Raw genomic sequence first — 18,510 nt, forward strand, 5'->3', positions numbered from 1 at the left:
AAAAGGTATAATAATTGGTCAGTCTGTTTTAAGAAGGTTAAATTATAAACGGTTAAAAAAAAATATTCATAATAAAAACCAATCGCAATTCGTTATAAAGATCAGAATGCAATACATTTGAATTATTAAAATAAAACCACAATGCGTAAAATTTCTTGGCTTTTCTGTAGTTTCTTCATTAGTAGCACTATCAGTATTTCGGCACAAAAATCAACTATTTATACCCACGATTTAAAGGATTTCAACAAAGCGGTTTCGTTGTTTAACGAAGAACAATATGCATCGGCACAAATTATTTTTAATAAAGTAAAAGAATCCGCCGGCACCGATGAATTAAAATCAGATTGTGCCTATTATGTGGCAAATTGCGCCATTCGTACTAATCAATCCAATGCAGATCAGATGATGGAACGCTTTGTTTCGGATTATCCTACGAGTGTCAAACAAAATCAAGCGTATATCGAGGTGGCACAGTATCATTTTAGTTTGGGAAATTATCCCCAAGCCCTGCAATGGTTTGACAAAGTGGATGAAAGGAATCTGAGCAGAAAGGAACAAGACCAGTTTAATTTTCAAAAAGGGTATAGTTTTTTTAATGCCAAAAAGAAAAAAGAGGCAACTGTTTATTTTAATAAAGTGGTGAATGCTCCTGAATATGGTTCGCAAGCTAAATATTACTTGGGATTTATGGCTTATGAAGGAGATGATTATAAGCAAGCGACAAAATATTTTGACGCCGTTTCCGGAGAAGAAAAATACAAGGAAAAACTGTCTTATTATCAGGCGGATATGAATTTTAAATTAGGAAATTTCCAAAACGCAATTGATTTAGGGGAAAAAGCAATGGCCAAATCAAATCCTTTAGAAAAATCGGAACTTAATAAAATCATTGGCGAAAGCTATTTTAATTTAAAAAAATACGATACCGCAATTCCCTATTTAGTTGCTTATCAAGGTAAAAAAGGAAGATGGAATAATACGGATTTTTACCAATTAGGATATGCGTATTACAAACAAAAAGACTACGAAAATGCCATTTCTCAGTTCAATAAAATCATAGGTGGGAAAGATTTTGTTGCACAAAACGCCTATTATCATTTGGGGGAAAGTTACCTCAATACAAACAAGAAACAGCAAGCTTTAAATGCTTTCAAAAATGCGTCGGAAATGTCATTTGACGAAGCAATACAGGAAGATGCGGGTTTGAATTACGCTAAATTAAGCTATGAACTTGGAAATTCCTATCAAAGTGTGCCTGCAATTTTGCATGCTTTTTTGAAGAAATACCCCAATAATGCCAACCGTTCAGAAATAGAAAGACTCTTGATTGATTCTTATATTTCTTCTAAAAACTATAAAGAGGCCTTAGTAATATTGGAAAAAAACAGATCCCCTGAAAACAAATTAGCGTACCAGAAAGTTACTTTTTTCAATGGGTTAGAATTGTATACAGACGGTGATTATCCGGAAGCCTTGACTATGTTTACGCAGTCTATGAACGAACAGAAAGATCCGTATTTTACTGCCAGAGCGGCTTTCTGGAAAGCAGAAACAGAATATGTTTTGAATGATTTTAAAAATGCGTTGTTGAGTTTCAAACAATTTGCAGGCTTTGCACAAGCCTTAAAAACTCCTGAATATAAAAATCACAATTACACGATTGCGTATGCTTATTTCAAATTGAAAGAGTACGATCAGGCAGGAAATTATTTCGAAAATCAGATTGAAAAAGCACCAGAGGATAAAGTGCGTTTGAATGATTCGTATTTGCGTTTGGCAGATTGTCGTTTTGTAACCTCAAAATACGGTCCCGCAATGGATGCGTACTCTAAAGTGATAGCCTCTAAAAGTGTCGATGCGGATTATGCGTATTTTCAAAAAGCAATTTCCTATGGATTTATGGATAAAAACGATAAAAAAATAGAAGAATTGAATGCTTTTTTACAATTGTATCCAAAATCGGGTTACCGAGATGATGCTTTATTTGAACTAGGGAATACGTATGTTGCCGAAAATAAAAATGATTTAGCTTTAAAAGCGTATGAGCAACTGAATACAGAATTCAAAAAGAGTTCTTTTGCCTCAAAATCTATTTTGCGCCAGGGATTAATTTATTTTAATTCAGACAGGAATGATCAGGCAGTAGTGAAGTTTAAGAAAGTAGCGGCTGAATTTCCTCGGTCTCCGGAGGCATTAGAAGCAGTAGCTGCAGCCCGATTAATTTACGTAGATATGGGCAGAGTAGATGAATATGCAACTTGGGTACGTACCCTAGATTTTGTGGCTGTCACGGATGCAGAGCTGGATAATGATACATTTGAAGCTGCCGAAAAACAATTTCAACAAAACAATACCAAACAGGCAATTACAGGTTTTAGTGGGTATTTAAGTCAGTTTTCCCCAGGAATACACGCCTTGAAGGCTAATTATTACCTGGCGCAATTGTATTTTTCTGAAGGATCTGAAAGCAAATCAATTCCTAATTATGAATTTGTAATAGCCCAATCCAGAAGTGAATTTACGGAGCCATCTTTAGTGCGTTTGGCACAGTTTTTTCTGAAAAATAAGGAATATGACAAAGCAATTCCGGTATTGTCCCGTCTAGAAAACGAAGCAGATGTTTCTCAGAATAAAACATTTGCACAATCCAATCTGATGAAATGTTTTTATGAAAATAAGGACTATCCAAATTCAGTAGTGTACGCGGAGAAAGTCTTAATGAATCCAAAGACTGATGATAATGTCAAAAGTGATGCGCAAATTATCATTGCACGCGCAGCAATGCAAACTGGTGATGAAGCCATTGCACGAGCGGCTTATGCCAAAGTAATGACAATTGCTAAGGGGGAATTAGCGGCCGAAGCCCTGTACTACGATGCTTATTTTAAAAATAAAGAAGAAAATTTTGAAGCTTCTAATGTTGCCGTTCAAAAATTAGCCGAAAATTATGCGAGCTATAAGTATTTTGGAGCCAAAGGATTAGTCTTAATGGCGAAAAATTTTTACGGACTCAAAGACAGCTATCAGGCGACTTACATTTTAGAAAACGTCATTCAGAATTTTACTGATTTTCAGGATGTAGTTTCAGAGGCACAAACTGAATTAGACAGAATTAAAGCGGAAGAGTCCAAAACAAATGCATCGATAACTAAATAAAGCTGCGAGTGGAAGTTAGAAAAACAACCAAAATCAACGCGAAAAAATAACTGAAAACAAAAAAAACATACGGAATGAATCTACCTTTTTACATCGTTGATGTTTTTGCAGAGAATAAATATACAGGCAATCAACTCGCGGTTTTTTTAGGTGCTGATTCCTTGAGCGACCAGCAGCTGCAGACAATTGCCCGCGAAATCAACTTTGCCGAAAGCACCTTTATTACTAAGCTTCAACCGGAGAATAAAACTGCTGCAATTAGGATTTTCACACCAGACCACGAAATGAAGTTTGCAGGCCATCCAATCATAGGAACATCATGGGTTTTGATGCATAAAATATTTGAGAATAAACCTGAAAAGATTTCGCTGTCGGTTCCAATTGGTGAAATTCCGGTACATCAATCGGGAGATTTGGTTTGGCTACAGGCGGCTCAACCGGAGTTTTTGAATACTTTTTTAACGGAAGATTTTTTATCCTTCAGCAATTTAAGCAAAGCTGATTTTGAGGATAAATTTCCCATTCAGGAAGTGACTACAGGAAGCGCTTTTGTGATTGTTCCTATTAAAAGTAAAAAGGCACTAGAGCATTTGATTCTTGATAAGGATAAAATGAACGAATGGTTGCATGCACATTGCAAAACCAGTCATAGAGCGTTGTATTTTTATTGTTTGGCAGAAAAAAAGCTGAGTAGCAGGATGTTTTGTATTGAAGCGAATCAGCTTATAGAAGACGCGGCTACGGGAAGTGCGAGCACGTGTTTACAGGCTTTTCTTTTAAAATATCACTCGCCGGAAATTCAAATGATTAATCATCAGGGCGATTTTATAAACAGAGCCTCTCAGATTTATTTTGATGGAAAATTAGCTGAAAATCAGTTTGATATTAAAATTGGAGGAAAAACACAATACCTCGCAAAAGGAGAATGGGAAGTGTAACGTACCGGTTAAAAATGCAGTAGTAAAAAAAGTAGCAGTAGGAAGTTAGCAGTAAAAAAATAAAACATGACATTTAAAAACAAAGTAATATCGGTTATAAATAATAGCGTAACGTTTTCGGATCCGTTCCCTTTAGGGAGCGTTGGGTTGGGGATTTTATTTCTTTTCGTTTCTCAAGTTTCATTTGCACAAAAGAAAGAGCAAATAGGTACCGAGACCGTAAATGTAGTCAAACCCTACACACCAACCATATTAGATGCTTTCAAAGTGAAGGAAACACCGTTGCTGGACGAAGAAGATAACACAAAAAAGGAAACCGTAAAGTATACTATTTTCTCTTTCCCGGTAGCATCAACTTTCACGCCGTCTAAAGGAAAAGCAGCAGGCGTAGAGAAAGAAAAAGAATCCGTTTTGTTTCAAAACTACGCCACATTTGGTGTAGGGAATTACGGAACCTTTGTAGGGGAATTATATGTGAATCAAGACCTTAATGCTACGGATTATATTGGTGGCATGTTTCGGCATCACTCCTCCCAAGGGGGTATTGAAAAGGTGATTCTGGACGATCGTTTTTATGACACTTCGATTGATTTGATGTATGGATCAAATCGAAAAGAAGTTTCATGGAATCTGGATTTAGGATATCAAAACCAAACGTACAATTGGTATGGATTACCGGCTGATTTTGGTACTACGCTGGCGCCTCAGGACAGAGCAATCTTGATCAGTGGAATCAGGCCGCAGCAATCCTACAGTACGCTGACGTTAGGAGGGAATGTAGCCTTTAACGAAAGTTTTTTTAATAAAATGAGTCTGAAATTTAATCATTTTTCTGATATTTTTGATTCTTCAGAAAATAGGTTTTACGCCAAGCCAACTGTAGAATTTGATGTGATGGATAGTGCTGTAAAAACGGACTTAATCGTAGATTATGTTGGTGGAAGTTTCAATAATAATTATTTAAATACCAATACAGAACCAATCAAATACGGTTTTACAAATCTGGGAATTGCACCTAGTTTTGTGATGCAGGAGGAGGATTGGACACTGAATATTGGTGCCGCATTTATATATAGCATGGACAATCAAAACAGCAATAATAAATTTTTTGTGTATCCAAAATTTAACGCTTCCTATAATGTTGTTGGTGATTTGATGATTTTTTATGCGGGAGCCGAAGGAAATTTAAAACAAAACTCGTACCAGGACTTTGTAGATGAAAATCCTTTTTTGTCACCAACACTCGCTATTGCACCTACGGATCAGCAGTATGATGTTTTTGCAGGATTAAAAGGGAAATTGACTAATAATATGAGTTATAATATAAGAGGTTCATATATTAATGAGCGCAATAAGGCGTTGTTTAAAAGCAATGATTATAATGAAAATGCAACCAATCAGGACTATGCTTTTGGGAATTCTTTTCAAGTGGTGTATGACGATATGAGAACGTTGAATTTTTATGGAGAAGTAAAAGCTGATTTTTCTAAGAACGTGACTTTTGGAATCAACGGAAGCTTTAGCAGTTTTACAAATGATTTTCAACAAGAAGCGTGGAATTTGCCGGCTATAAAATTAAATTCAAGCTTGGATGTTAACATAACAGAGAAGTGGTTTGCTGGTACAAATGTGTTCTATGTGGGCGAGCGAAAAGATTTTCAGGTTAATACCAATGTGGTGACTAACGCTGCGCCTGTAACTTTGAAGTCTTATTTTGATGTCAATGCAAATGTTGGTTACAAATATAGCGACCGATTGACTGCTTTTGCCAGAGCCAATAATATCACTAATAATGCCTACCAAAAATGGCAAAATTATCCAGTGCAGGGATTTCAGGTGATTTTAGGCGTGAACTATAAATTTGATTTTTAATCCCTATCCCAGCCCTCCCCGAAGGAGAAGGAGCCGAAAAGTAAAACAATCTTCGCTTTTTTTATTTAAAAACTTTGAATGCCCGACAGGGTTTTGAACCCTGTCAGGCATGTAAATCTACTTATGACTTTCAAACAAAAAATACATACCCATTACCTGCAATTAGTTCAGGATCGAATCGATGTTTTCAAAGACATGATTGTGGCACTTACCGAAGATTCTAAAAACGATGCTAAAGGTTCAGCCGGAGATAAACATGAAACCGCTTTGTCTATGATGCACATTGAGCAGGAAAAACTCAATCGTAAATTGAGAGAAGTACTGGACCAAAAAACAGTTTTGGATAAAATTGATGCTGGCACAGTTGCCGAAACCATTATTGTGGGGAGCTTGGTAAAAGCGAACGGAATCTATTTGTACCTGAGTGTGGCACTTCCTAAAATCAATGTCGAAGGAATCAATATTATCGCATTATCACCACAATCTCCTTTGGGAAATAAACTCATGGGAAATCAAGAAGGATTTACTTTTGAGATAAATGGTACGAAGTATTTGGTTGAGGATATTAAATAAAAATCCGTTATTTACATCCGTCTCATTTGCGTCCCATTTTACAATCCGCAACTTCAATTCTATTTTTAGCACCTTTCCATTACGGTTTAAACGTAAATTCTATTTTTTAGTTATAAATTATAACTAAAAAGAGTATTTGCGTTTTTCAATTAGAACTATAACTCCATCTTTGCCCTATCAAAATGAACAAAGCAGGTTTCTTTCATAACTTGACTCGAGAGTTTTACTCGAACAGGCGAAGCAAACCTTAAACTTTAAACAAAAAAATTATGTGCGGAATAGTATGTGCCTTTGATTTAAAACAAAAAGCGGAAGTTTTAAGACCGCAAGTATTAGAAATGTCTAAAATTATCCGTCATCGTGGACCGGACTGGAGTGGAATTTTTAGTAATGAAAAAGCCATTTTGTCTCACGAACGTTTGGCAATCGTTGATCCTGCTTCAGGGAAACAACCGTTGTTCAGTGAAGACAAACAACTTGTTTTAGCGGCAAATGGTGAAATTTACAACCACAGAGAATTACGTAAACAATTTGAGGGTAAATATAACTTTCAAACCGAAAGTGACTGCGAAGTAATTCTAGCACTTTACAAAGAAAAAGGGCCTCATTTTATAGATGAAATGAATGGGATTTTTGGATTTGCTATTTATGATGTCGAAAAAGACGAGTATTTTGTTGCTCGGGATCACATGGGAATTATTCCATTATACATAGGTTGGGATGAACACGGAACTTTTTATGTGGCTTCTGAATTGAAAGCATTAGAAGGCTATTGTACTAAAATTCAATTGTTTCCTCCAGGACATTATATGTCAAGTAAAGATGGCGAATTTGTACAATGGTACAAAAGAGAATGGACAGATTATGATGCTGTAAAAGACAACGTAACCAGCATTGACGAAATTAAAGTGGCTTTAGAAGCAGCGGTTCACAGACAACTAATGAGCGATGTGCCTTATGGTGTCTTGCTTTCTGGAGGTTTAGATTCTTCTATTACTTCGGCTGTCGCCAAAAAATATGCGCAAAAACGTATTGAATCCGGAGATGTTGCCGATGCTTGGTATCCGCAATTGCACTCTTTCTCGGTAGGATTAGATGGTTCTCCAGATTTAGCTGCGGCGCAAATAGTTGCGGATCATATTGGAACCATTCACCACGAAATTAAATTCACTATTCAAGAAGGGTTAGATGCAATTAAAGATGTAATTTACAACTTAGAAACGTATGATGTGACTACAATAAGGGCGTCGACACCAATGTGGTTGATGGCAAGAGTTATTAAATCTATGGGTATCAAAATGGTGTTATCAGGTGAAGGAGCAGATGAACTTTTTGGAGGATATTTGTATTTTCACAAAGCGCCAAACGCGAGAGAATTTCACGAAGAAAACGTACGTAAATTAGGTAAATTACACATGTACGATTGTTTACGAGCGAACAAAAGTTTAGCAGCATGGGGAATTGAAGGACGTGTGCCATTTTTAGATAAAGAATTTATGGATGTGGCGATGCGCGTTAATCCACAAGATAAAATGATCAATGCAGAACATCCTATGGAAAAGTGGGTGGTTCGTAAAGCTTTTGAAGAGATGTTGCCGCCAAGTGTAGCTTGGAGACAAAAAGAACAATTTAGTGATGGTGTAGGTTATGGGTGGATTGATACATTAAAAGAAGTTGTAGCTGTTGAAATTTCGGATGAACAATTAGCAAATGCTAAATATAAATTTCCGTTGCAAACTCCTACTTCAAAAGAGGAATATTATTACCGTTCTATTTTTCATGAGCATTTTCCAAGTGATGCCGCCGCTTTGTGTGTGCCGCAAGAAGCAAGTGTGGCGTGTAGTACAAAAATTGCATTGGAATGGGATGAAGCGTTCAAAAACATGAATGATCCGTCTGGAAGAGCGGTGGCAAGTGTGCATGATGATGCGTATGCAAAAGCATAAATACAATTAATTAAGATTTTATAAATAGATAAAACGCTCTCCATTTTGAGAGCGTTTTTTATGAGAAATATATTTCGAGAGCAGTTTAGAATTTGAAAAAACATTATAATTACACATTGTCTAAAATAATTAGGAGGAGTTCTTTATATTAGCAAAACTAAAATGTTTATTATGAGATATATTACTTTATTCTTTGTTTTATTTTTATTGATTTCGTGTGATCAAAAAAATAAGATTTCCGTTGATACCATTATTACCGGTGCCACTATTTACACGGTCAATAACTCCTTTGAGAAAGCTTCGGCTATGGCAATCGATGAAGGTAAAATTATCGCTATTGGGACTAATGGTGAAATTTCAAAACAATATGAATCCAAGAATACGATAGATGCGAAAGGCAAATTCATTTATCCAGGCCTGATTGATGCACATTGCCATTTTTATAGCTATGGATTGAGCTTGCAGGAATCGGATTTGCGCGGTACCAAAAGCATGAACGAAATAATTTCCCGTTTAAAGGCTTTTCAAAAAGATAAAAATCCAACCTTTATTGTGGGTAATGGTTGGGATCAAAACGATTGGAAAGTCAAAAAATATCCAACAAAAGCAGATTTAGATGTTGCGTTTCCTGATATTCCTGTAGTTTTAAATCGAATCGACGGTCATGCCATTATTGTGAATAGTAAAGCTTTGAAGTTAGCAGGAATCACAAAGGATACGAAAGCTGATGGTGGTCAGATCGAAATTGCAAACGGGGAGCCAACGGGAATTTTAGTAGACAATCCAATGGAATTAGTGTTCAAAATAATTCCAAAACCAACTCGTAAAACACAAATAGCCGCTTTGCTTGATGCCGAAAAAGTGATGTTTGATTACGGATTGACGACCGTAAATGATGCAGGATTGGATCCGGATATTATTCACTTGATGGATAGTTTGCAAAAGGCAAAAGTGATGAAGCTTAATGTATATGCAATGATTACTGCAAATCAAAAAAACATTGATTTATACTTAAAAAAAGGAATTTATAAAACAGATAATCTAAATGTGCGTTCCTTTAAAATGTATGGTGATGGTGCTTTGGGTTCGCGTGGCGCGTGCATGCACAAACCGTATTCCGACAAGCCAGGCGAATATGGCGCTTTGTTGGCACCAATTTCTGGATTAAGCGATGTAGCTAGACAAATTGCAGCTTCAAATTTTCAGTTGAATACACATGCCATTGGCGATTCAGCAAATACGGTGATTTTGAAAATTTACAGAGAAGTTTTGACAGGCACAAAAGACCGAAGATGGAAAATTGAGCACGCTCAAGTTTTGCGTGAAGCGGATTTTGACTATTTCAAATTTGGAATTATTCCTTCGGTTCAACCTACGCATGCCACATCTGATATGTATTGGGCTGAAGACAGATTGGGAAAAGCAAGATTGAAAAATGCATATGCTTATAAAAAATTACTTCAAAAAGCTGGAATGGTAGCTCTTGGAACTGATTTCCCAGTAGAGGAAGTGAATCCGATGCTTACTTTTCATGCTGCTGTAGCCAGAAAAGACAGTAAGGAATATCCAAAAGGTGGTTTCCAAATGGAAAATGCGTTGACCAGAGCCGAAACGTTAAGAGGAATGACTATTTGGGCTGCCTATTCTAATTTTGAAGAAAAAGAAAAAGGAAGTCTGGAAGTAGGAAAATGGGCTGATTTTGTGATGTTTGACCAGGATTTAATTATGGTGAAAGAGAATATGATAGTAAAAATGAAACCAAGTAATACCTATTTAAAAGGTCAAAAAGTCAAATAATTAAACGGATGCGTTTATGAGTTATAGTTATTATAGTAGGTTTGGTTTTTCTGATAATTAAATTACATTTTTGATGTTAAACGTATTTTTTTGTTTTAAATAGTAACTAAATATCATAATTGTGTTTTGTATTTGTAACTGCTATTGCATATTTGTCGACTTAGAATTGGGAAAAAATAAAAATATAGAGTTATGTGCGGAATATTAGCCATTATCGGAAGAGGAAAAGAGGAACAATTGTTTGGAGCACTTTCAAAAAGAATGACGCATCGTGGTCCGGATGAAAGTGATTTACATGTTACTGAAAAAGGGCATATTTTAAGTCACGAACGATTGTCTATAATTGATTTACATTCTGGAAAACAACCGATACAAGGCACAAAAACGGCCTATATGGTTCATAATGGCGAAATATACAATCATCAGGAATTGAGAGATGGTGTGTTGAAAAGGCATGCTTTTAGAACCAAATCAGATTCAGAGGTTATTGTGCATTTGTACGAAGAGTTTGGATACGATTTTTGCAATATGCTGGATGGCGACTGGGCTTTTGTGGTAGTAGATGGCGATGATTTTATTGCCGGCAGAGATCCAATGGGTGTGAAACCGTTGTATTATGGTTTGGACGAAAGAGGAAGGATCTATTTTTCCTCCGAAATGAAACCTATTGCGGATCAGTGTAAAACATTTTCTACTTTTCCTCCGGGACATTATTATACTCAAAAAACAGGTTTTGTGAAATATTACAAACCGGAATATGAAGATTATTTAAAAGCCGACCAAGAATTAGATTTGGATTTAATCAGGGAAACGTTGACTGAAGCAACTCGTAAGCGTTTAATGAGCGATGTACCCATTGGAGTGTTGCTTTCAGGAGGATTGGATTCTTCATTAACATCAGCAATTGCTTCTAGGTTATTGGCGGAAAGCGGCAAAAAATTACAATCATTTTCTATTGGATTAAATGCGGATGCGCCAGATGCTGCGGCTGCCAGAAAAGTAGCGGAATTTTTAGGGACTGAACATCATGAAATTCATTTTACTGTTGCAGAAGGAATAAAAATCTTAGATAAATTAATCTGGCATTTAGAAACGTATGACGTGACTTCGGTTAGAGCAAGTACACCAATGTATTTCTTGTCGAAAGCAATTACGGATTTAGGTGTAAAAGTGGTGCTCTCAGGCGAAGGAGCCGATGAGATTTTTGGGGGATATTTGTATTTTAGAAATGCACCTTCGGCGGAGGATTTCCAAAAGGAAACTATTGAAAGAGTACAGAAATTGTTTACCGCCGATTTGTTAAGAGCGGACAAATCAACGATGGCGCACGGATTAGAAACCAGAGTTCCGTTTTTAGACAAAGCGTTTTTGGATGTGTCAATTCGCATCAAAGCAGAAGAAAAGATGCCTAAAACGTACGATGGAAAAGAAAAATACATTTTAAGAAAAGCATTTGATACGCCAGACAATCCGTATCTGCCTGAAGAGGTTTTGTGGAGACAAAAAGAACAATTTTCGGATGGAGTAGGATACAATTGGATTGATGAATTAATTGATTATTGTGCTACGCAAGTTACGGATGAGCAATTAGCTGGAGCTGTAGCTGAATTTCCGTATAATTCTCCTACAACTAAAGAAGCGTATTTTTACAGGTCGGTATTTAATAAATATTATCCGCAAGTAAGTGCGGCACAAACGGTTAGGAAGTGGATTCCAAAATGGCAGGAAAACCTTGATCCAAGCGGAAGAGCGAATGCGGCACACGTTCAGGCAGATACTGAAATTGCCAAAATAGGAGTTGTAGTTTGAAACAATAATTTAAATTTTTTATAAATGAAGAACGCTCTCAATTTTGAGAGCGTTTTTTTGTAATTATATGAACAAATGTTAATAACTTAAGGGCTTTAAAAGGGAATTTAACGGTTATATAATTTGCGTTTTTATATATTTGCGTGTTAGACAAAAAGTACATTTTTTTTAGAATAAAATATATATGAGCGAAGAAATCAAGAAGGACAGTTATTCAGCAGATAGTATTCAGGCATTAGAAGGAATGGAACACGTAAGGATGCGTCCTTCGATGTATATTGGAGATGTGGGAGTTCGAGGTCTGCATCATTTAGTGTATGAGGTTGTGGATAACTCTATTGATGAGGCAATGGGAGGCCATTGTGATACCATAATAGTTGATATTAATGAAGATGGATCCGTTTCTGTTGAAGATAATGGGCGTGGTATTCCGGTAGGAATTCATAAAAAAGAAGGGGTTTCAGCATTAGAGGTTGTAATGACCAAGATTGGTGCCGGAGGAAAATTTGACAAAGATTCGTATAAAGTTTCCGGTGGTCTTCACGGTGTAGGGGTTTCGGTGGTAAATGCATTGTCAAACCATTTGAGAGCTACAGTTCACAGTAGTGATGGTAAAATATACGAACAAGAATACGAAAAAGGGAAAGCATTATACCCGGTTAAGCAAATTGGAGAAACGACTAAGAGAGGGACAATTGTTACTTTTTATCCGGATCCAAGCATATTTACCCAAACTATTGAGTATTCGTATGATACTTTATCGGCTCGTATGCGTGAATTATCTTATTTGAATAAAGGAATCACGATTACATTTACGGATAAAAGAGAATTTGATAAAGACGGAAATTTTGTTTCAGAAGTATTTCATTCTGACGAAGGTTTAAAAGAATACATCCGTTACTTAGATGGGAACCGTGAGCCAATTATTGCGCACGTAATTTCTATGGATCATGAAAAAGGAGAAATTCCGGTAGAGGTGGCGTTAATTTACAATACCAGCTATACGGAAAATATTTTCTCGTATGTGAATAATATCAATACGCATGAGGGAGGAACGCACTTGCAAGGTTTTAGAACCGGTCTTACAAGATCGTTAAAGAAATACGCGGATGCTTCTGGAATGTTAGACAAATTGAAATTTGATATTTCAGGAGACGATTTCCGGGAAGGATTGACCGCTATTATTTCGGTAAAAGTGCAGGAGCCACAATTTGAAGGACAAACGAAAACGAAACTTGGGAACAGAGAAGTTGTTTCTCCTGTAAGTCAAGCGGTAAGTGAGATGATTGAAAACTATTTGGAAGAAAATCCAAATGATGCCCGTATCATTGTTCAAAAAGTTATTCTTGCAGCACAAGCACGTCACGCAGCCAAAAAAGCACGTGAAATGGTACAACGCAAAACCGTAATGGGTGGCGGTGGATTGCCAGGAAAATTATCAGATTGTTCAGAACAGGATCCAGCAAAATGTGAAGTATACCTTGTCGAGGGAGATTCGGCGGGAGGAACCGCAAAACAAGGTCGTGATCGTGCGTTTCAAGCTATTTTACCTTTGCGTGGTAAGATTTTGAACGTAGAAAAAGCAATGCATCACAAGGTTTTTGAAAACGAAGAGATTCGAAATATATTTACTGCGCTAGGCGTTACAATAGGAACTGCCGAAGACAGCAAAGCATTGAATATCGAAAAATTACGCTACCACAAAGTAATCATTATGTGTGATGCCGATGTCGATGGTAGTCATATTTCTACTTTAATCTTGACGTTCTTCTTTAGATTTATGAAAGAATTAATCGAACAAGGGCACGTATATATTGCCGCACCGCCTTTGTATTTGGTTAAAAAAGGAAACAAAAAAGAATACGCATGGAATGATTTACAACGTGATCAAGCAAATGAAAGAATGGGCGGAAGTGCAGGAATTCAACGTTATAAAGGTCTTGGAGAGATGAACGCAGAGCAATTATGGGAAACTACAATGGATCCAAGTTTTAGAACATTGCGTCAGGTAACTATTGACAGTTTGGCGGAAGCCGATAGAGTTTTCTCAATGTTAATGGGTGATGAAGTACCACCACGAAGAGAATTTATTGAGAAAAATGCAGTTTACGCAAATATTGATGCGTAACGTAACGTAATCATCCGTTTTTATTCTAATAGAATAACGCAAAAAAAGTAACCAAATTAACAAATAACCGAATAAACTTTAAAATATGAAAGTTACCATTGTAGGAGCAGGAAATGTAGGAGCAACATGTGCGGACGTGATTTCTTATAGAGGAATTGCCAGCGAAGTAGTACTATTGGATATTAGAGAAGGTTTTGCTGAAGGAAAAGCGTTAGATATCATGCAATGTGCTACCAATACTGGTTTTAATACCAAAGTATCAGGTGTTACCAATGATTATGCTAAAACAGCAGGAAGTGATGTAGTGGTAATTACATCTGGAATTCCAAGAAAACCAGGAATGACTCGGGAAGAATTAATAGGAATTAATGCAGGAATCGTGAAAACGGTTGCTGAAAATGTATTGAAGCATTCACCGGATACTATTATAGTGGTCGTTTCTAATCCTATGGATACCATGACATATTTGGCATTGAAATCTACGGGATTACCAAAAAACAGAATTATTGGGATGGGTGGAGCGTTAGACAGTTCTCGTTTTAGAACGTATTTGTCTTTGGCTTTAGACAAACCGGCCAATGATATTTCAGCAATGGTTATTGGGGGACACGGAGATACTACTATGATTCCTTTGACACGATTAGCATCTTATAACGGAATTCCGGTTTCACAATTTCTATCGGAAGAGGAATTGCAAAAAGTAGCTGCCGATACAATGGTTGGTGGAGCTACACTTACAGGACTGCTTGGAACATCGGCATGGTATGCTCCAGGAGCTTCCGTTGCTTTCTTGGTGGATAGTATTTTAAATGATCAAAAGAAAATGATTGCATGTTCTGTTTTCGTTGAAGGAGAATATGGTCAGGATGATATCTGTATTGGTGTTCCGTGTATTATTGGTAAAAATGGAGTAGAAGAAATTCTTGACATTAAACTAAATGATGCTGAAAAAGCCTTATTTGCTAAAAGTGCAGACGCTGTCAGACAAATGAATGACGCTTTAAAATCGATTTTGGTATAAAAATTTACATATAAAAAAGAGAAGACTGCATCTTTGCAGTCTTTTTCTTGAGATTAATCTATAAATAAATTGGTTAATCTTACCGTTAATTATATATTTGCTCGGTTTAAAAAAAATGAAGTAGCTCGATATATTCTTTTATAATATAAAAAACGAATGTAAAGTGTTCTTTCATAAGGTTTAAAGCAAAAATAAATAAATATAAAATAATTAATTTTCAGTAATAATGCAGAATAAAGGACTTATTAAATTTTTCGCAATTCTATTTGCATTGGTAAGTATTTACCAACTTTCGTTCACTTTTGTCGCGAGCAAAATTAAAAATGATGCGAAATCTTTTGCGGGTGGAAACCCTGATAAAGAAGCTAAATATTTAGATTCTATCGGTAAAGAAAAAGTATTTAGCCTTGGGTTTACTAATTTTACTTATAATGAAGTAAGTGATAAGCAAATCAACAAAGGTCTTGACTTAGAAGGAGGTATTAATGTAATACTTCAAATATCTGTTAAAGACATATTGAAAGGTTTATCGAATAACTCAAAAAATCCGGTTTTTAATAAATCTTTGGCTGATGCAACAGCAAATCTAAAAGGAAATCAAACCTATTTAGATGCATTTTTTAATGCTTTTGAAGCGAATTCAAAAGGGACCGTAAAATTAGCTTCTCCTGATATTTTTGCAAACAGAAGTTTGCAAGGTGAAGGTGGAGTCGATTTTCAAATGACCGATGCTGAGGTCGAAAAAGTAATCAAAAGAAAAGTAGATGAGTCTGTAGAAAGTGCTTTTGGTGTATTGAGAGAGCGTATAGACAAATTTGGTGTTACCCAACCTAATATTCAAAAATTAGGGGAGACGGGAAGAATTCTTGTAGAACTTCCAGGGGCTAAAGATGTAGACAGAATTAAAAGATTATTACAAAGTACCGCTCAACTAGAGTTTTGGGAAACATATAAAATAGAAGAAATTGGTAATTTTTTGATGGCAGCTAACGAGTCATTGAAGAAAACTGAAATCAATATTGCCGAAGTTAAACCCGTTGTGAAAGATTCTTTGAGCGCTTTGCTTTCGGATGGTAAAGATTCAGCTGATGCAAAAAAAGGAAATAATCCTTTATTTGATAAAATCATTGGGCAAGGTGGAGGTCCAGTTTTGGGACTTTTCTCTCCAAAAGATACGGCTGTTGTAAACGGATATTTAAAAAGAGCGGATATTAGAGTTTTATTGGCTGCAGACCAACGGTATGTGAAATTTGTTTGGGGAAAACCTTTGACTATTAAAGACGATAAAGCAAAAGCTGTTGAAGCAGTAGAATTATATGCTTTAAAAGGAAACCGAGACAATGTACCGGCAATGGCTGGTGGTGTGGTTACAGATGCAAGTGATACCTTTGACCAATCAGGTAAACCAGCAGTTTCAATGCAAATGAACGGACAAGGTGCAAAAGCATGGGAAGAATTAACAGGTAGAGCATACACTCAAAAAAGTAATATTGCTATTGTTCTTGATGATGTGGTGTATTCTGCACCAGGAGTTTCAACAGGTCCAATTTCAGGAGGTAGATCTGAAATTTCAGGAGCTTTTGATGTTACAGAAACTAAAGATTTAGCAAATGTATTGAGAGCAGGTAAATTACCGGCTGCCGCAGATATTGTTCAGTCAGAAGTGGTAGGGCCATCCTTAGGTCAGGAAGCAATTGATAACGGGACTAATTCTGCTTTGTTAGGATTGCTTTTAGTGTCACTCTGGATGATGATTTATTACGGCAGAGCAGGTTGGTATGCTAATATTGCATTAGCGGTTAACTTACTTTTCTTATTCGGAATTTTAGCAAGTATTGGTGCAGTTCTTACATTGCCAGGTATTGCAGGTATCGTATTGACAATGGGAACAGCTGTTGATGCGAATATCATTATCTACGAAAGAGCAAAAGAAGAGTTGCGTGCGGGTAAAACACTAGAAGAAGCGGTTAAAACTTCCTACAGCTGGAGAGGAGCAATGTCCTCTATTACGGATGCCAATGTAACGCATATTTTGACCGGAGCTGTATTGTTCATTTTTGGTTCAGGGCCAATTAAGGGGTTTGCTACTACGTTATTAATCGGTATTATAACCTCATTGTTTACTTCAATTTTTATTGCACGAATCTTTATTGACTGGAACATTAGTAAAAAGAACAATTTGACGTTTGTTACTAATTTCTCTAAAAATATGTTTGTCAATTTTAATTTTAATTTCTTAGGAGTTAAAAAATGGACGTATTTATTTTCTAGTATTATTGTTATCATCAGTTTTACGTCATTAGCTATTAATGGTCTTGATGAAGGAGTCGACTTTGTAGGAGGACGAACTTTTCAGGTGCGTTTTGAAAAAGCAATTGAAACTGAAACAGTAAAAGCAGAGCTAGCGGAAGTTTTTGATGGTAGTGCCGAAGTAAAAGTTTTTGGTAGTGATAATCAATTGAAAATTACCACTAAATACAAAGTGGAAGAGCCAGGAATCAAAGCAGACGAAGAAGTAAATAAATTATTGTTTACTACTTTAAAACAACATTTTTCAGCTGATATGACGTATGATAAATTTGTTAATGCTTATGATGGTAAAAAACTCGGTATTTTACAAGCGTCTAAAGTAGGGCCAACAGTTGCTGAAGATATTAAAACCAATGCTTATTGGGCGGTTCTTGGAGCAATGGCAATCGTGTTTTTATATTTGATGATCAGTTATAGAAAATGGCAATACAGTTTAGGAGCGATTGCTGCTGTTGCCCACGATGTTATTTTTGTGTTAGGAATTTATTCATTGTGCTATAAATTTATGCCTTTTGGTATGGAAATCGATCAGCATTTTATTGCTGCGATTCTAACCGTTATTGGGTATTCTATGAATGATACAGTTATTGTATTTGACAGGGTTCGTGAATATTTAGCCGGAAAAACTAAAGGTTCTTTCTCTGAAATCGTAAATCAATCTATTAATACAACGATGTCAAGAACTATCAATACCTCTTTGACGATGATTGTGGTGTTGTTGATCATGTTTATTTTTGGAGGAGAATCTATCAGAGGATTTATATTTGCTATGTTAGTTGGTATCATTGTAGGGACATACTCTTCATTGTTTATTGCAACACCAGTACTTGTAGACACCATCTCAAAAGAAGATAAAGACAGAGTCGAAAAGGCGCATCTAGAAAACTAGAAACAGCTTTTTATACCAATTAAAAAAAGAGATTTAGCGAAAGTTGAATCTCTTTTTTTATTTGTAACTTT

General features: G+C 36.1%; 10 protein-coding genes. All 10 read left to right on the top strand.

The window, feature by feature from the left end; genetic code table 11:
- Window positions 1–141 precede the first annotated feature (141 nt).
- The 10 genes from EKL97_RS04480 to secDF all read left to right on the top strand — a co-directional run bounded on the left by EKL97_RS04480 (window position 142) and on the right by secDF (window position 18,439).
- Window positions 142–3,156, top strand: coding sequence for a tetratricopeptide repeat protein (locus EKL97_RS04480; protein WP_126568260.1), 3,015 nt, complete (start codon window positions 142–144; stop codon window positions 3,154–3,156).
- A 74-nt stretch (window positions 3,157–3,230) separates the two neighbouring features.
- Complete coding sequence (locus EKL97_RS04485; protein ID WP_126568262.1) at window positions 3,231–4,094, top strand: PhzF family phenazine biosynthesis protein; 864 nt, start codon at window positions 3,231–3,233, stop codon at window positions 4,092–4,094.
- 66 nt (window positions 4,095–4,160) lie between these two features.
- The gene (locus tag EKL97_RS04490; protein ID WP_158614913.1) at window positions 4,161–5,966 is read left to right on the top strand and encodes a TonB-dependent receptor; all 1,806 of its coding nucleotides are present in this window, start codon (window positions 4,161–4,163) and stop codon (window positions 5,964–5,966) included.
- A 123-nt stretch (window positions 5,967–6,089) separates the two neighbouring features.
- A complete protein-coding gene (locus EKL97_RS04495; protein ID WP_126564263.1) occupies window positions 6,090–6,539 on the top strand; it encodes a hypothetical protein in 450 nt (149 codons plus the stop codon).
- A 269-nt stretch (window positions 6,540–6,808) separates the two neighbouring features.
- Complete coding sequence (gene asnB / locus EKL97_RS04500; RefSeq protein ID WP_126461053.1) at window positions 6,809–8,485, top strand: asparagine synthase B; 1,677 nt, start codon at window positions 6,809–6,811, stop codon at window positions 8,483–8,485.
- 171 nt (window positions 8,486–8,656) lie between these two features.
- Window positions 8,657–10,282, top strand: coding sequence for an amidohydrolase (locus EKL97_RS04505; protein ID WP_126568263.1), 1,626 nt, complete (start codon window positions 8,657–8,659; stop codon window positions 10,280–10,282).
- A 192-nt stretch (window positions 10,283–10,474) separates the two neighbouring features.
- Window positions 10,475–12,091: an asparagine synthase B gene (gene asnB, locus EKL97_RS04510; RefSeq protein WP_126461048.1), complete on the top strand. Its 1,617-nt coding sequence runs from the start codon at window positions 10,475–10,477 to the stop codon at window positions 12,089–12,091.
- Window positions 12,092–12,275: 184 nt separating this feature from the next.
- Complete coding sequence (gene gyrB / locus EKL97_RS04515; RefSeq protein ID WP_126461045.1) at window positions 12,276–14,219, top strand: DNA topoisomerase (ATP-hydrolyzing) subunit B; 1,944 nt, start codon at window positions 12,276–12,278, stop codon at window positions 14,217–14,219.
- An 85-nt stretch (window positions 14,220–14,304) separates the two neighbouring features.
- A complete protein-coding gene (gene mdh / locus EKL97_RS04520; protein WP_126461042.1) occupies window positions 14,305–15,240 on the top strand; it encodes a malate dehydrogenase in 936 nt (311 codons plus the stop codon).
- Window positions 15,241–15,466: 226 nt separating this feature from the next.
- Window positions 15,467–18,439: a protein translocase subunit SecDF gene (secDF, locus tag EKL97_RS04525; RefSeq protein ID WP_126568265.1), complete on the top strand. Its 2,973-nt coding sequence runs from the start codon at window positions 15,467–15,469 to the stop codon at window positions 18,437–18,439.
- The last annotated feature ends 71 nt before the right edge of the window (window positions 18,440–18,510 follow it).

This window comes from Flavobacterium sp. LS1P28 (assembly GCF_003970335.1).
GTDB lineage: Bacteria > Bacteroidota > Bacteroidia > Flavobacteriales > Flavobacteriaceae > Flavobacterium.

Coding starts and splice junctions, on each gene's coding strand:
- EKL97_RS04505 (WP_126568263.1), top strand. CDS start 8,657: ATGAGATATATTACTTTATTCTTTGTTTTATTTTTATTGATTTCGTGT.
- gyrB (WP_126461045.1), top strand. CDS start 12,276: ATGAGCGAAGAAATCAAGAAGGACAGTTATTCAGCAGATAGTATTCAG.
- mdh (WP_126461042.1), top strand. CDS start 14,305: ATGAAAGTTACCATTGTAGGAGCAGGAAATGTAGGAGCAACATGTGCG.
- EKL97_RS04495 (WP_126564263.1), top strand. CDS start 6,090: ATGACTTTCAAACAAAAAATACATACCCATTACCTGCAATTAGTTCAG.
- asnB (WP_126461048.1), top strand. CDS start 10,475: ATGTGCGGAATATTAGCCATTATCGGAAGAGGAAAAGAGGAACAATTG.
- EKL97_RS04485 (WP_126568262.1), top strand. CDS start 3,231: ATGAATCTACCTTTTTACATCGTTGATGTTTTTGCAGAGAATAAATAT.
- secDF (WP_126568265.1), top strand. CDS start 15,467: ATGCAGAATAAAGGACTTATTAAATTTTTCGCAATTCTATTTGCATTG.
- EKL97_RS04490 (WP_158614913.1), top strand. CDS start 4,161: ATGACATTTAAAAACAAAGTAATATCGGTTATAAATAATAGCGTAACG.
- asnB (WP_126461053.1), top strand. CDS start 6,809: ATGTGCGGAATAGTATGTGCCTTTGATTTAAAACAAAAAGCGGAAGTT.
- EKL97_RS04480 (WP_126568260.1), top strand. CDS start 142: ATGCGTAAAATTTCTTGGCTTTTCTGTAGTTTCTTCATTAGTAGCACT.